This window comes from Allobosea lathyri, from assembly GCF_900108245.1.
GTDB lineage: Bacteria > Pseudomonadota > Alphaproteobacteria > Rhizobiales > Beijerinckiaceae > Allobosea > Allobosea lathyri.
On the sequence record NZ_FNUY01000005.1, the window covers coordinates 125,159 to 139,619 of the forward strand.

The following is a 14,461-nucleotide window of genomic DNA, read 5'->3' on the forward strand; positions in this document are numbered from 1 at the left end:
GTCAGGTGAGGAGAAAGCTTACCAGCCGGCGAGCACCGAGCCCTTGAAGCGCTCGGCGACGAAGGCCTTGATCTCGGGCGTGTGGTAGGTGTCGACCAGCGTCTTGACCCAGGGCTTGTCCTTGTCGACGGCGCGAACCGCGATGATGTTGACGTAAGGGCCCTTGGGGTCTTCGCGCAGGATCGCCGAGGTCGGCTCGATCTTGGCATCAACCGCATAGTTGGTGTTGATGGCGGCGGCGGCGACATCGGCCAGCGAACGCGGCGTCTGGGCTGCCTCGATCTCGATGACCTTCAGCTTCTTCGGGTTGCTGACGATGTCGGCCGGGCTCGGCTTGAAGCCGACGCCGTCCTTGAGCTTGATCACGCCCTTGTCCTGGAGCAGCAGCAGCGAGCGGCCGCCATTGGTCGGGTCGTTCTGGATCGCAATGGTCGCGCCATCGGGCACCTGCGCCCAATCCTTGTACTTGGCCGAGTAGATGCCGAGCGGGAAGTTTACGGTAAGCCCGGCGCTGACCAGCTTGAAGCCGCGATCCTTCACCTGATTGTCGAGATAGGGCTGGTTCTGGAAGGAATTGGCTTCCAGCTCGCCAGCGTCGAGCGCCTGATTGGGCACGACATAGTCGGAGAATTCGATGATCTTGAGGTCGATGCCCTGCTTGGCCAGCAGCGGCTTCACCTTCTCGAGGATCTCGGCATGGGGGCCGGGCGAGACGCCGATGCGGACGACCTGGGTGGTCTGCGCCAGAGCGGGGGCGGCGAGACCGAAAGCGAGAGCGGCTGTCGCGGCAAGCGCGGCGCGGCGGGTAAGCTTGGAGGGTGTCATGGCAGGTTCCTTGGAGTGTGAATGTTCTGGAGCGTGAAATGAAAGGGATCAGGCGTGGCGCAGGCGCTTGTTCAGCCGGCGTGCCAGATGGTCCCCGATGCTCTGGACGGCCTGGACGAGGACGATCAGCACGGCGACGACAGCGGCCATCACATCGGGCATGAAGCGCTGGTAGCCGTAGCGGATGCCGAGATCGCCCAACCCGCCGCCACCGACGGCGCCAACCATGGCCGAGAAGCCGATCAGGCTGACGATGGCGAGCGTGAGCCCCAGCGCGATTGCCGGCAGGGCCTCGGGCACCAGCACCTTGCGCACGATCTGAAGCGGCGTCGCGCCCATGGAGCGGGCGGCCTCGACCAGACCTTGGTCGACCTCGCGGATCGCGCCTTCGATCAGCCTTGCGATGAAAGGCGTGGCCGCGACCGTCAGCGGCACGATCGCCGCATTGGTGCCGATCGAGGTTCCCGCGAGCAGCCTTGTGAAGGGGATGATCGCCACCACCAGGATGATGAAGGGCGTCGAGCGCGTGGCGTTGACCAGCGTGCCGAGCACCGCATTGACGACCGGGGCTGCAAACAATTCGCCGCGCTTGCTGGTCGCGAGGAAAACGCCGAGCGGCAGGCCCAGAAGCGTGCCGATACCGGCAGCGACCGCCACCATCAGCAAGGTGTCGGCCGTGGCGAGAGCGATCAGACGCAGGATTTCAGGAGACATAGCCGATCACCTCCGCCTTGAGTTCGAGAGTTTTGAGCGCGCCCAGCACGGCAGCGAGTTCGGGCTCCTGCGTCGGCACAGAGACGAGCAGGCTGCCGAAGGGCCTGCCGGCGATGGCGTCGATGCGCCCCGCCAGGATGTTGACGTCGACACCGATCGTCGAGCTCAACCGGCTGATGACCGGAGCCGTCGCGTTCTCGCCGGTGAAGGTGATGCGCAGCACCGTTTCGTCGCCGGGGCGGGCTTGTGTCCGGATACGGTCGGCGAGATAGGCCGGCAGCTCGACGCCGGTGACAGCCTCGACGAAGCGTGCCGTGGTCGGATGCTGCGGACGGGTCAGCACCGAGAAGACATCGCCCTCCTCGACGATGCGGCCGTCCTCGATCACCGCGACGCGGTCGCAGATTTCCTTGATCACGGGAATCTCATGGGTGATCAGCAGGATGGTGATGCCGAGCTCGCGATTGACCTTGCGCAGCAGGGCCAGGATCGACTGCGTCGTTTCCGGGTCGAGCGCCGAGGTCGCCTCGTCGCAGAGCAGCACCTTCGGCTCGGTCGCCAGCGCACGCGCGATGCCGACACGCTGCTTCTGCCCGCCGGAAAGCTCGGCCGGATAGCGCTCGCGCTTGTCGGCAAGACCGACCAGTTCGAGCAGGCGCGTGACCTGGCTTTCGATCTCGGCCTTGGGCGCGCCCGCGATTTCGAGCGGCAGCGCGACATTGTCGAAGACCGTGCGCGAGGACAGCAGGTTGAAGTGCTGGAAGATCATGCCGGTCTGGCGGCGCCTTGCGCGCCAGCCGGCTTCGGTGAGGCCCGTAACATCCTCGCCCTCGATCAGGATGCGGCCCGCAGTGGCGCGCTCCAGCCCGTTGACGAGGCGGATCAGCGTCGACTTTCCGGCGCCGGAACGCCCGATGACACCGACGATCGCGCCCTTGGGCACAGTGAGATCGATGCCGGAGAGCGCCGTCACCGCATTCTGGCCGCGACGACCCGGATAGCTCTTGCCGACCTGCTCGAAGCGGATGATCGGATCGGCAACCGGAATGGGTTGGGCTCCGACGCCAAAGGCGTCGGCTTTCAAAGGGGCGTTCATCATGGCCTCAGAAATGCGTGTGGCAGGACCAATGGGCAATACCCAACTGCTCGAGCGTCACGTCTTGAATGGATTTGCGGCGCGCCTCATCTACCTCGCGATCATCCAAATCGCCATCCGCATAAGCATCCACCGAACCGGGCTCGGCGGGCGCTGCCTGCGCGAACCAGTTCGCGAGGCGCTGCCACAGAGGCGTCAGGAGGCTCACGGCGACCACCGTCACGCCGCCCATCGTGTCGCGCTGTGGCGACGGGGGGCGGCAAGCTGGCGGGCGGCAAGCTCGGCAGCGCTCGGCGTGGCGAAGCGATGGCCTTCAAGCGCCCGGAAGGCCGATGACGCCGAGATGAAGGTGAAATAGCGCTCGTCATCGCGACGGTTGACGAGGCCGGCCTGGGTTTCGCCGATTTCGATGATGTAAGCCTGCTGGCTCTGGCTGTGCTGGATCGGGTTGTGCTGGATCTTGGACATGGCTCTGCCTCCGGCCGCTGGGCGGCGTGCTTGGACGTCTGATGGGGTCTTGCTGATGGGACTGATGGCGGCCGGGCGCTCGCACGGCCTTTCGGAACAGGTTCAGCGTCGACAACAGCAGGCGTCGCGACAGATGCGCGGCTGAGGCTGGCTAGGGATCGTGTGGGTCATGCCCGTCTCCTCGAATATGGAGCCCACGACCTCGTCGTGGCGCTTTAGCGTTTGGTGACGCGGCGCAAGCTGCTCGCTCAAATCTCCGCGGCCATCTGGCTTGGACCCGATGACGACGATCAATCTGATGCAATCCGTCCTCTTTGTCAATCTGATCGTTCTTTTAAAGAAACATGGACTGAGAGAAGAAATTTTTTCCCCGATACCGCCAGACAGCAGAACCGTCCCCGTCCGTGCTTCAACCTCAGCTCGGGAAAGGCTGCGACAGTCGGCGTCTTGACGCAGAGGACGCGGCAGGGCCTTCTGCCGCCCATGTCGGCACGTGCCACAGCTTTCACAAGATTGCGCCGCTCCGTGCTCGGGGCGTGGCTTGCCGTCGCCTATGCGCTGGCGGTCCTTGCCACAGGGCTTGCAACGGTCCCCGCTCTCGCCGCCCATCCTGCTCTGCAGGGCATCACGTTGTGCTCGGGCAGCGCCGTTCCCGGCGATGAGACGCCGGCGCCGCTTAGCGAACAGACCCATTGCATGGGCTGCCCGCTCAATCCGATTCTGCTCGTGCCAACCGCACCGCAGTTTCCGACGATCGCCCAAACGGTTGCGCCAGTCGCCCTGTCGCTGCCGCTGCAGCACGGGCTGCCGCGCGGCGCGACGCCGGGCCTGCCGCGATCGCGCGCGCCGCCAGCCGGCCTCGCCTGAGCCCTACACGCCATTCATTGGATACCGCCGCGATCTCGCAGAGACGGCGCTCCGAATTCAGGCCGCCGCCGCGCGGCCATGATCTGCGATCAGGATTTCCCCATGAACACGTCCAGCCTGTACCTGACGGCCCTAGCCCTGACTTTAACCAACGCCGCCGCTTTTGCCCATGACTACAAGGCCGGCCCGCTCAAGATCGTCCATCCCTGGTCGCGCGCCACGCCGGCGGGTGCGAAGGTCGGCGGTGGCTATCTCGGCATCGAAAACACCGGCACGACGCCCGACCGGCTGGTCTCGGTCTCGGTTCCCTTCGCCGCGCGTACCGAAATGCACGAAATGGCGACGACCAATGGCGTGATGACGATGCGCCCGCTCGAACAGGGCGTCGATGTCCCCGCCGGGGGCAAGGTCGAGTTCAAGCCCGGCGGCTACCACATCATGTTCATGGAGCTGAAGCAGCCCCTGAAGCAGGGTGAAGCGGTCAAGGGCACGCTGACCTTCGAGAAGGCCGGGACCGTCGAGGTTGAATTCAAGGTGGATGCCGTCGGCGCCAAGGGCGGCGAGCCGAGTGCACATACGGGTCATTGAGGGCCGGCGCGACCGTGAAAGGGAAAGCGCGGGGAACCCCTCTCCTGTAAGGAGAGGGGCAGGGGGTGAGGTGTAGGCCCCTCGACAAGTCGAGCATCAATTCCACGGGCGCCGCGGTGAGCTCCCAGCCGGGGCGTCCAACGGCCGACCCCTCACCCTGCCCTCTCCCTCCGGGAGAGGGTTCCCCGCGCCTTTCCGGCTAACGGCCTCAGCCTTTAAACCCTGGCGCGCGGATCGTGCTTGGCCAGGCGCGCCAGCAGGTAGTCGACCTCGGTCTTCCCCTTGGCGCTCAGTGCCGCGCCCGGCTTGCGCTGGGCATCACTGGCAAGGATGCCGCGCTTCATCAGCGTATACTTGCGCACGGCCAGGCCGACGCCCTGCTGCTGCTCATAGCGTAGCAGCGGCAGATGCGCGTCGAAGATGTCGTGAGCCGCATCGCGCTGCCCGGCTTTCTGGAAGCGGACCACGTCGATGAGCAATTCCGGAAAGGCGTAGCCGGTATTGGCGCCGTCGGCGCCGCGCTCCATCTCGAAATCGAGGAAGAGGCCGCCATTGCCGGTGACGATCGAGATCTTACGCAGGCTGCCTTCGGCCTCGAACTTGCGCAGCGTCGAAATCTTCTCCAGCCCCGGCCAGTCTTCATGCTTCAGCATCACGCAGGAGGGGTTGTCCATGACGATGCGGCGGATCACCGCCGGCGTCATCACCACCGACAGCGTCAGAGGGTAATCCTGGATGACGAAGGGGATGTCGGTCCCGATCGCCTCGACGGCCTGCGCGTAATAGCCGGTGATCTGGTCGTCGGTGCGCAGGGACGATGGCGGTGCGATCATCACGCCGGCCGCGCCCAGATCCATGACCTGCCGCGCCAGCGAGCGCATCGCCGCAAAGCCGGGCGCGGAGACGCCGACGATGATAGGCTTGCCCGGCATCCTGGCGGCGGCGCGCTTGACGATGCCGACCGATTCCTCCGGTTCGAGCTTGGGCGCCTCGCCCATGATGCCGAGCACGGTGATGCCGTCGGCACCGATGCCCTGATAGAAATCGAAGAGGCGGTCGGTCGAAGTCCAGTCGATGCTGCCATCGGCGTTGAAGGGCGTCGGCGCAATCGGGAAGACGCCACCGGCGTCGGGGGTAAGGTTCATAAGGTTATCCTTCCGAATTCAGCTCGAAGCTTTTCATCCTCAGCCCTCATCCTGAGGAGCCGCGCAGCGGCGTCTCGAAGGATGCTTCCAGCGCCCACTGGAACCATCCTTCGAGACGCGGGCGTTGCCCGCTCCTCAGGATGAGGGCTGCGGGAGCGGTTAGACGATGCGCGTGCGCACGCTGCCGACACCGGCGATCTCGCCTTCCAGCACATCGCCCTTGACCACGGCGGCGACACCTTCGGGCGTGCCGGTGAAGATCAGGTCCCCCGGAGCGAGCGCAACGAGGCCCGAAAGATAGGAGATCGTCTCGGGCACGCTCCAGATCATCTTGGCGAGGTCCGAGCTCTGGCGAACCGCACTGTTGACGGTAAGCTCGATCTTGCCGGCGCTTGGGTGGCCGGCATGGCTTGCGGGCGCGATCTCGCCGATCGGCCCCGAGAGATCGAAGCCCTTGCCCATGTCCCAGGGCTTCCCGGCCTTCTTGGCCGCGCCCTGCAGGTCGCGGCGGGTCATGTCGAGCCCGGCGGCATAGCCATAGACATGGTTCAGCGCCTCGGCCTCCGGGATGTCGCGGCCGCCGGTGCCGATCGCCACGACCAGTTCCATCTCGTGATGCAGGTCGCCGGTCTTGGGTGGATAGGGCATGTCGGCGCCATTGATCAGCAGGGCGTCGGCCGGCTTCATGAAGAAGAACGGCTCCTCGCGATCGGGGTCGCCGCCCATCTCGCGGGTGTGCTCGGCATAGTTGCGCCCGACGCAGAAGACCCGGCGCACCGGAAAGAGCCCGCCGCCAGCGACCGGGACAGCTGTCACGGCGGGCGGATCGATCACGTAATTCGTCATGGCGGACACTCCGTTGCGGCCTTCTCAGCCGTTCATGCGGGAGCCGCAGGCGCAGGGCAAGAGCCTCCTCGCCGGGGGCAGGGATGCGCGCGCCACATTGCCGCGGGAGGCGGTCGAAAACGCGTTTTGCGGCGCATCATTGCAACCTTGGCAGAATGCCTCTTACAGTAGTGCCGGGTCGGCATGAGCCGGCCTCAACTTGAGACCGAAGGAACAGCACGTGAGCACGGGTACCGTGAAGTGGTTCAATGAGACCAAGGGCTACGGATTCATCACGCCTGACCAGGGCGGCAGCGATGTTTTCGTGCATATCAGCGCAGTCGAGCGCTCAGGCATGCGTGGCCTGAACGAAGGCCAGAAGATCAGCTACGATCTCGAAGCCGATCGCAAGACCGGCAAGTCCTCGGCGGTCAACCTCAAGACTGCGTGAGATAACCCCTAGACGGGAGGCCGATCGGCGGCGTCGCTTCCCGAGCCAATGCGAATCTCTATCGATCTATTCGGACTGAAGACGATTCCCGGCATGCCCGTCGCCAAGGAGGCGGCGGTCGAAGGGCAAGGCCAGCCCCAATGGCCACTTTCCGAGACTCTCGTTTCCAAGATTCTCATGACTCAGGCTCTGCCCGGGGCCGGCTGAAACAACCGGCCCTTCTCTGCCACGAGCACGATGCCGAGCGCGACGAGGCCGCAGAGCGAGAAGCCGAGCGTCAGCGGCACCACCGTCCCATTGAAATGCTGGCCGATATAGAAGCCGAGCAGCGCCCCCACCACCGTGGTGACGAACCCTTGCACCGACGACGCCGTTCCCGCGACATGGCCAAGCGGGTCCATCGCCATCGCGCCGAAATTCGGGGCTAGCAGGCCGAAGCAGAACATCGCCCCGCCCTGGAAGGCAGCAAAGCTCCAAAGCGATTCATGGCCGGCCAGCGCGACCAGCGCGTGCGTGCCGGTCAGCGCGATATAGCCCAGCAGCGCCGTATGCGAGACGCGGCGCATGCCGAGGCGCACGACGATGCGCGAATTGAGCAGCGACGCGACTGCCATGAACATCGCGATCAGCGCGAAGATCGTCGTGAACCATTCCGGCGCGTGGAAGACATCGACGAAGACCTGCTGGGCCGAATTGATGAAGCCGAAGAGGCCGCCGAGCACGAAGGCCATGGCCAGCATGTAGCCGACCGCGATCCGGGTCGTCAGCGTCGTGCGGAAGGCGGCGAGCACGTTGTCGAACGCAATCGGCTTGCGATCCTCCTCATGCAGCGTCTCCGGCAGCTTGAGGATGACCCAGAGCATCACCGCGGCGCCGAATATCGTCAGGACGCCAAAAATCCAGCGCCAGGGCGCAACCCAGAGGATCGCCTGGCCGATCGAGGGGGCCAGGATCGGCACCGCCAAAAAGACGATCAGCGCCAGCGACATCACGCGCGCCATGTCGCGGCCGGAATAGCAGTCGCGCACGATCGAGACCACGAGCACGCGCGTCGCCGCAGCGCCGACGCCCTGCAGCACGCGCGCCAGCATCATCGTCTCAAAGGAGCCGGAGAACGCCGCCGCAATGCTGGCGAGGACATAGACGGTGAGACCGAAGAGCAGCACCGGACGCCGGCCGAAGCGGTCGGAAATCGTCCCGTAGACGATCTGCGCGACGCCGAAGCCGAGCAGATAGGCCGTGACGATCCATTGCCGGTCGTTGTCCTGGAGGATGCCGAGCGTCCGGGCCATGTCCGGCAAGGCCGGCAGCATGGAGTCGATCGCCAGCGCGTTCGTTGCCATCAATGCTGCGGCCAGGCCGACGAAAGCATGGAAGCTCATGCCATGGCGTGGCCGCGTAGCGTCGGAAATCTCGGTCATAGTACCTGCATGGAGGCGCGTTCCGCGCGACGGCGGATGCGAAAAAACCAGATGCCCCTGATGCTTCCGGTCTAGACCCTCCGCAAAAAGCAGACAACCCGGCTTCGTTGCGGCGGGTCATGCGCCGAGCGGGACGCGCCCGACGATCAACCGGCCTTCTGCTGCTCGGCGATCAGGGCGTCGTCGATGGCCTGCGACCTGACTGCTGCGGGACGCCCGGCAATGCGCTTGCCATAGGCCTCGAAGGCCGGGCGCTTCTCCATCGAGCCGAACTGCAGTCCCCAGAGAATCTGCGAGCCCAGATAGACGTCGACCGCGCTGAAGCGATCACCCAGAATGTATTCGCCCTGCGTCACCGCCGTTTCGAGCGTGTCCATCACATCCGCGAAGGAGCCATAACCGACCATGCGTGCGCGCTCGGGCGACACCTCGACGCCAAGCGCGCGATTGGTCACGGCAGCCTCGGTCGGCCCCGCCCCGAAGAAGAGCCAGCGGTAATAGGGTCCGCGCTCCCTGCTGGCGTGAGCGGGCGCAAGGCCGGCCCCGGGAAACGCGTCGGCCAGGTAGGCGCAGATGGCAGCGCATTCGGTGACCGTGGTCTCGCCATGCCTCAGCGTCGGCACCTTGCCCATAGGGTTCAGCGCCTTGTAATTCGGCCCCTTCATCTGCGGGCCGAAGCCGACGATCTCGGCGCGATAGGGCTGGCCGACCTCTTCCAGCATCCAGCGGGCGATCCGTCCACGTGACATCGGGTTGGTGTAGAGAACCAGTTCGTCGGACATGAGTTTTCTCCCTCTTCTCAGACTAGCCCGTCCAGATGGCATGGCAATGTCGGCGATATCGCGTCCGTCTGGCGCAGCGCGCGCGACCTGCTATCGTCCGCGCAGGGCATGGCTGGGGATCCTATGAACGAATCACGACCGATGCGCGGCGTCTCCGTCACTGACGGGCGGATGACGGTCGAGGGTGTCGCAGGGCGCTTCGTGCAGGGGATCGGCCGGCATCTCAGGCTCTCGGCCTCCGACCTCCGGCTGATCGGCGGCTTCGCCAGCCAGGACGGGCGGTTGCGCGAGGATGCGCGCATTGTCGGGCGCGCCCACTTGCTCTCGGACAGCCTGCGCCGGGCCGGCTTCGACGATGAGGCGGGTGCGATCGCCCTGACGATCCGGCCTTTGAGCGCGAGCAATGAGGCCCGGATGCTGCTGATGCTGGGTTTCCGGGAGGCTGACGATGCGGATGGCGAGTTCTTCGCCGATGCCTTCGTGGCACCGGTTGTCTTCGACGCCCTGAAAGGCGACATGCTGTCGGGCGCAGCGCAGCGGCTCTCTCTCAGCGCCACCACCAGCCTGTGGGTGCGCGAGGCCGAGCGCGAGGCTGCCTCGGGCGTGCCGCTGACCTGGCATCTCGGGCTAGACTCCGACGGGCAGACCAGCGCGCCGGCGCGCGGGCTGGTCGATACACTCGACTGGGACGCCGGCCCCATCGAGACGCTTGCCGCCGAGCCCGTTGCAGATGAGGAGCAGGACACGACCGCCGACCAGCTGGGCCGGATCAACTGGAGCCTGAAACAGCTTTTGCTGATCCTGGTCTTCCTGATGATCATCATCGCGCTGAAATAGCGAGACGCGTACCGCCTCAGAATCGGCCTGGAATTTCCTCAGCCCTCATTCTGAGAAGCCAATCCGACAGGAGTGGCGTCTCGAAGGATGGGTCAGGAGGCTCCGGAACCAACTGGAGCATCCTTCGAGACGCCGCGTTCCACGGCTCCTCAGGATGAGGACTCGAATTCTCAGGCGGTCTCTCAGAGATCGTGGCGCTTGATGCGCCTGACCATCTCGTTCAGCGCCAGCAGCACCAGCGCCAGGATGAAGGGCAGTAGGTAGTAGACGACGCGGAAGATCAGCAGCGCGCCGAGCACCTGCTCGTAGGGCAAACGGTTCAGCGCCACCAGCATCGTCGCCTCGAAGACGCCGAGCCCGCCTGGAGCATGGCTCGCAATCCCGATCAGGCAGGCGAAGACATAGGCTGCCAGGAATGTCGGGTAGTCGATATTGTGCCCGCCGGGCAGCAGGACGAAGAGCACGGCAGCAGCGGCGCAGACCTCGCAGGCGCCGAGCAGCATCTGGCCCAATGTGGTGCCCAGGCCGGGCAGCGGCAGGTTCCAGCCCCTGACCCGAATGGTGCGCTCCCCGGTCGCGACCCAGGCGAGATAGCCGATCGTGCCTGCTGCAACCGCCGCGCCGACGGCCTGCACGACGAGCGGCGAGGTCCGCGCCAGCGTGGCGACCGAGTCCGAGGCATAGAACAGACAGGCGCAGAGGATGGCACCCAGCCCCAACCAGAAGGTCAGGCCGGCGATCACGGTCAGGCTTGCAACCTCCGAGGCACGCACGCCCTTGGGCGAATAGATCCAGTAGCGCACCGTGCCGCCGGTCACGATCGGGAAGCCGAGAGTGAAGGAGACCGAATAGCTGGTGAAGGAGGCGAGCGCGGTCGTGCGATAGGGAATCGACAGGCCCAGCCGCTTCAAGGCGAGCGCGTCATAGCCCGTCAGCAGCAGGTAGCTCAGCGCCGTGAAGCCGAGCGCCAGACCGAGCTGGCGCAAGCTGGCATCGTTGAAGGCCCCGGCGAGCTGGCCGGGCTCCATCTCCGAGATGATGATCCAGAGCACCGCCAGCGAGGCGCAGAAGATGACGACGCTGGCGAGAGGACCGAGCCACCACCAGCGACCGCGTTTGCGCAGGGGCATCGCTGGACGCGTTGGCATTCCTGGCTCATGCGGGCCGAAAGACATGCGCACTCATGATCGGTTGCGCGCGGGGGCCAGGTCGCCATTCGCGCCGATTGCGGGCGGGAGGGCGCGGCACGCCCCGGCCCGACAGATAAAGCCTCGGCGCCAATGCACAAGCCGCAACGGCGCGGCGAATGCGCGCCATGAGCCCGGCGCAGTGCAGATCGGGTTACTCTTTGCGGCGATACCTTTGCGTCATCTCCGGCAATCTGCCCGATCAGCCGGAGATGGCAAAGCTGGTTCAGCTCTGCCGGATTCAGCTCGATTTGGTTCAGCCTGTCTTGCGGAAGACGCGCAACGTCTTGAACGTGGCGACCTCGTCAACCTGGGCCGTCTTCGCCCAGTCCGCGATGATCGGCTCGGCAACAGAATAGGCGAAGGAGCCGGTGTAGAAGAGCAGGTAGCCGCCGATATCGGTCTGCGCGGTGAAGAGATCGATGACCTCGCGGTCGGTCAGCGCGCCATAGGCATCATTGGCCTCCGTCCGGAACTCGCAGGCGTGGAACAGCGTGACGATGTCGAAGCGCGGCAGTAGCCGGGCGTTGCTGGTGTAGATATCGCCGAAATAGGCGCTGTAGGTCTTGGTGATCGTCGGATTCTCCGTCGCCAGCTTGACGAAGGAATCGTATTCCTTCGGCGAGGCCGTGATCCCCAGCACGGTATTGTCCAGCTCGGGCTCGGCGCAGCGGATGCCGACATAGTGATGCCCGCCGGTGCCGAAATGATAGATGCGCCTGCCGGTCTGGCCGTTTTCTTCCAGCCATTCGACGAAATGCACATCGCAGGGGCACTGATCGACCCGAAGGCCCCAATAGACGTCCCAGATATTCATCTGCATGGTGGTCGGCTCCGTGAAACATGACGCCGGCTGTCGCGCCGGCCTTCGGTGGCGATGCTGGATTTCCCCCGTGAATGGGGCTGATGCGGCCTGAATCTGCGCTGAACGGCGGTTCATGGCGGGGCGGGCTCGATGTGTCCGGCGCGCGCTTCGGCGCGGCCTCGTTCCGTGGTAGCCATGCGCACCACCCCGCCTGCCCGCTTCAGCAGCAGCCGGTGTGACGCCGCCTCGGCGAAGCCCGGGCTCTGGCCGAAGGCGAGAATGATGGCTCCGGGACGGGCGGCGCGAAGCTCGGCGAGGAGTTCGAGCGCCGCATCGACCTCGAGCGCGCTCGTCGCTTCGTCGAGCAGGACAACGTCCGGCTGCTCCAGTTCCGCGCGGGCCAGCGCCAGCCTCTGGCGGTCGCCGGTGGCGAGTTCCTTGTCCCAATCGCGGGTTTCGTCGAGCCGTGCAGCAAATCCCGACAGTCCATAGCGCCGCAGTGCGTCTTCCAGCCGTTCGGTAGGGAGCGCCAGCGCGGTGTCGACGACGGCGCGCAGGCTCCCCTCCGACAGATGCAGCTTCTGCGGCACCACCGTCACCCGTGCGCCGGGCGGCAGCACGATACCACCCCGCCCCCAGGGCCAGAGTCCCGCGATTGCCTGAATCAGCGCCGCCTTGCCGAGGCCGAGTTCGCCGGAGAGATGCAGCGTCGCGCCCGGCGGCAGGGACAGCCCGATATCGGCGATCAAAGTGCGCCCGTCCCGGTCGATCAACGTGACCTCGTCGAGATGCAGAAGCCCGTCGACACTCTGCGTCACCGCCAGATGCTCGCCCGGCGGGTCGCCATCGACGCGCTCCAGCGCATCGGCGAGTTCGTTGACGCGGCGAGCGGCCGCGAGCCACTCGGCGATGCGCATGAAATTGTCGAGCACCCAGTTGAAGGCGTTCTGCACGGCCACGAAAGCCGCCGCGACCTGCACGACGCCGCCGAGCGACATCTCGCCCGAGAGATATTTCGGCGCGGCCAGCAGCAGCGGCACCACCGGGACCAGCGCGCCGCTGCCATTGGTGATCCAGGTCAACCGGCCGCGCTGGCGGATCATGGCAAGCCAGCGCTGGACAAGGCTGTCATAGGTCCGCGCCACGGCGCGGCGCTCTCCAGCCTCGGTGCGGGCGAGCGCGATCGTCTCGTCATGATCGCGGATCCGCATAAGCGAAAAGCGCAGCCTCGCCTCGCCCTCGTTGCGCGCGGCGATCAGACGGGGCAGCCGGCGCCCGACGAAGGTGACGAGCAAGGACACCAGCACGGCGTAGATGATCGCCGCCAGCACCAGATAGGCCGGGATGACGATCGTGCCCCCGCCCGTTGCCAGCGTCAGGCCGCCTCCGATCTCCCAGAGAATTTCGATGAATGTGATGATGGTGATCACCGCCGAGAGCAGGCCGATGGCAAAATCGACCACCGGCTCCGTCGCCCAGCGGACATCGTCGGCAATGCGGTATTCCGGATTGGCCGGCTCATAGCCGGACAGGCTGAGGCGGAAGAAGCGGCGATGGCTGATCCAGCTATCGGCCAGTGTAGCCGTCACCCATTGGCGCCAATGCACCTGAAAGGTCTCGCGCGCGACCAGAATGACGACGCCAAGCCCCGCCGCGATCAGTACGAGCACCGGGAAGACCGCCATGGCGATCAGCGCGCTTTCGGCGTCCTTCTTTTCAAGGGCATCGAAAAACCAGCCATTCCAGCGGTTGATGGTAACACTGGCGAAGACGCCGAAGATGATCGCGCCCGCCAGCAGGAGCGACCAGAACCAGGCGCGACCGGCACTGTGTCCGCGCCAGAACCCGCCCGTCAGCTCCGCGAAGCGAAGCGCGACCTGCCGATCTCCCGGCGGCGCCATGCCCGGCATCTCGTCTGACGTCAGCACAGGCGACGGCTCCCCCCGGACCGAATCCCGGCTCCGCATGGCGGAACCCCCTCGACCGAGGTCGAAGCCTGCTTTTCCGGTTAGCCGGCGCTGAATGAACTTGAGGTGAATGGCGGATGAACGCCGGAAGGCAACTGCCGGAACCGGCCCGGCGCCTGTCGCGTTTGAGGCGGATCACGTCGAGACAGGAGGCTGCCATGCCACGTGGCGACAAATCCGCCTATACCGACAAGCAAAAGCGCAAGGCCGAGCATATCGAGGAGGGCTACGAGAAGAGCGGCGTCTCGCATGACGAGGCCGAAGCGCGGGCCTGGGCGACCGTCAACAAGGAAAGCGGTGGCGGCAACAAAAGCGGTTCAGGGCGGGGCAAGCCCGACACCAATGTTTCCGCCAAGCGGGGCGGCAAGATCGGCGGCAAGGCTGCCGCCGGAAGGCCGGCCGCCGAGCGATCCGCATCGGCGAAAAAGGCTGCAGAGACGCGCAAGAAGGCATCCTGAGCAGATCGTCATTCTCGGCCGAAGA

At 65.6% G+C, this 14,461-nt stretch carries 17 protein-coding genes; 5 read left to right on the plus strand and 12 right to left on the minus strand.

What is annotated here, in order from left to right; all coding sequences use genetic code 11:
- Window positions 1-18 precede the first annotated feature (18 nt).
- Genes C4S73_RS13515 through C4S73_RS13535 form a run of 5 tightly spaced genes read right to left on the minus strand, consistent with a single transcriptional unit; the run spans window position 19 to window position 3,103 of the window.
- Window positions 19-825: a MetQ/NlpA family ABC transporter substrate-binding protein gene (locus C4S73_RS13515; RefSeq protein ID WP_103873034.1), complete on the minus strand. Its 807-nt coding sequence runs from the start codon at window positions 823-825 to the stop codon at window positions 19-21.
- Window positions 826-873: 48 nt separating this feature from the next.
- Window positions 874-1,539 carry a methionine ABC transporter permease gene (locus tag C4S73_RS13520; RefSeq protein ID WP_103873035.1) on the minus strand — a complete coding sequence of 222 codons (666 nt, stop codon included), beginning with the start codon at window positions 1,537-1,539 and terminating at the stop codon, window positions 874-876.
- Window positions 1,529-2,635: a methionine ABC transporter ATP-binding protein gene (locus tag C4S73_RS13525; protein WP_103873275.1), complete on the minus strand. Its 1,107-nt coding sequence runs from the start codon at window positions 2,633-2,635 to the stop codon at window positions 1,529-1,531. Before C4S73_RS13525 ends, C4S73_RS13520 begins: the two co-directional genes overlap by 11 nt.
- 7 nt (window positions 2,636-2,642) lie before the next feature.
- On the minus strand, window positions 2,643-2,858 hold the full coding sequence (locus C4S73_RS13530) for a hypothetical protein (RefSeq protein ID WP_146071350.1): 216 nt from the start codon (window positions 2,856-2,858) through the stop codon (window positions 2,643-2,645).
- Window positions 2,855-3,103 carry a hypothetical protein gene (locus tag C4S73_RS13535; protein WP_103873037.1) on the minus strand — a complete coding sequence of 83 codons (249 nt, stop codon included), beginning with the start codon at window positions 3,101-3,103 and terminating at the stop codon, window positions 2,855-2,857. The genes C4S73_RS13530 and C4S73_RS13535 overlap by 4 nt, the downstream gene beginning before the upstream one ends.
- Window positions 3,104-3,586: 483 nt before the next feature.
- Between C4S73_RS13535 and C4S73_RS13540 the strand changes: the two genes are divergently transcribed.
- Complete coding sequence (locus tag C4S73_RS13540) at window positions 3,587-3,970, plus strand: hypothetical protein (RefSeq protein WP_146071351.1); 384 nt, start codon at window positions 3,587-3,589, stop codon at window positions 3,968-3,970.
- A gap of 102 nt (window positions 3,971-4,072) precedes the next feature.
- The gene (locus C4S73_RS13545) at window positions 4,073-4,558 is read left to right on the plus strand and encodes a copper chaperone PCu(A)C (RefSeq protein WP_103873276.1); all 486 of its coding nucleotides are present in this window, start codon (window positions 4,073-4,075) and stop codon (window positions 4,556-4,558) included.
- A 215-nt stretch (window positions 4,559-4,773) separates the two neighbouring features.
- Here the strand turns inward: C4S73_RS13545 and C4S73_RS13550 are convergent, their stop codons facing one another.
- Both C4S73_RS13550 and C4S73_RS13555 read right to left on the minus strand, forming a co-directional pair.
- The gene (locus C4S73_RS13550) at window positions 4,774-5,703 is read right to left on the minus strand and encodes a dihydrodipicolinate synthase family protein (RefSeq protein ID WP_103873039.1); all 930 of its coding nucleotides are present in this window, start codon (window positions 5,701-5,703) and stop codon (window positions 4,774-4,776) included.
- Between the two features lie 159 nt (window positions 5,704-5,862).
- On the minus strand, window positions 5,863-6,549 hold the full coding sequence (locus C4S73_RS13555; protein ID WP_103873040.1) for a fumarylacetoacetate hydrolase family protein: 687 nt from the start codon (window positions 6,547-6,549) through the stop codon (window positions 5,863-5,865).
- 220 nt (window positions 6,550-6,769) lie between these two features.
- Here C4S73_RS13555 and C4S73_RS13560 point away from each other — a divergent pair, with 220 nt between their 5' ends.
- Complete coding sequence (locus C4S73_RS13560) at window positions 6,770-6,979, plus strand: cold-shock protein (protein WP_054210450.1); 210 nt, start codon at window positions 6,770-6,772, stop codon at window positions 6,977-6,979.
- A gap of 182 nt (window positions 6,980-7,161) precedes the next feature.
- On the opposite strand, the gene C4S73_RS13565 is transcribed toward C4S73_RS13560, so the two are convergent.
- Both C4S73_RS13565 and C4S73_RS13570 read right to left on the minus strand, forming a co-directional pair.
- The gene (locus tag C4S73_RS13565) at window positions 7,162-8,400 is read right to left on the minus strand and encodes a multidrug effflux MFS transporter (RefSeq protein ID WP_211200676.1); all 1,239 of its coding nucleotides are present in this window, start codon (window positions 8,398-8,400) and stop codon (window positions 7,162-7,164) included.
- 146 nt (window positions 8,401-8,546) lie between these two features.
- Entirely contained in the window at window positions 8,547-9,182 is a 636-nt protein-coding gene (locus C4S73_RS13570; RefSeq protein ID WP_103873042.1) for a glutathione S-transferase family protein, read from the minus strand.
- Window positions 9,183-9,305: 123 nt separating this feature from the next.
- Between C4S73_RS13570 and C4S73_RS13575 the strand changes: the two genes are divergently transcribed.
- On the plus strand, window positions 9,306-10,019 hold the full coding sequence (locus tag C4S73_RS13575) for a hypothetical protein (RefSeq protein WP_146071352.1): 714 nt from the start codon (window positions 9,306-9,308) through the stop codon (window positions 10,017-10,019).
- Window positions 10,020-10,201: 182 nt separating this feature from the next.
- On the opposite strand, the gene C4S73_RS13580 is transcribed toward C4S73_RS13575, so the two are convergent.
- The 3 genes from C4S73_RS13580 to C4S73_RS13590 form a co-directional block, all read right to left on the minus strand.
- The gene (locus tag C4S73_RS13580) at window positions 10,202-11,167 is read right to left on the minus strand and encodes a lysylphosphatidylglycerol synthase domain-containing protein (RefSeq protein ID WP_244595592.1); all 966 of its coding nucleotides are present in this window, start codon (window positions 11,165-11,167) and stop codon (window positions 10,202-10,204) included.
- A 295-nt stretch (window positions 11,168-11,462) separates the two neighbouring features.
- Window positions 11,463-12,029 (minus strand): hypothetical protein, encoded by a 567-nt coding sequence (locus C4S73_RS13585; protein ID WP_200828015.1) that lies wholly within the window; start codon window positions 12,027-12,029, stop codon window positions 11,463-11,465.
- A 113-nt stretch (window positions 12,030-12,142) separates the two neighbouring features.
- On the minus strand, window positions 12,143-13,939 hold the full coding sequence (locus C4S73_RS13590; protein WP_160115766.1) for an ABC transporter ATP-binding protein/permease: 1,797 nt from the start codon (window positions 13,937-13,939) through the stop codon (window positions 12,143-12,145).
- 197 nt (window positions 13,940-14,136) lie between these two features.
- Here C4S73_RS13590 and C4S73_RS13595 point away from each other — a divergent pair, with 197 nt between their 5' ends.
- Window positions 14,137-14,436: a plasmid stabilization protein gene (locus tag C4S73_RS13595; protein WP_103873046.1), complete on the plus strand. Its 300-nt coding sequence runs from the start codon at window positions 14,137-14,139 to the stop codon at window positions 14,434-14,436.
- Window positions 14,437-14,461 lie beyond the last annotated feature (25 nt).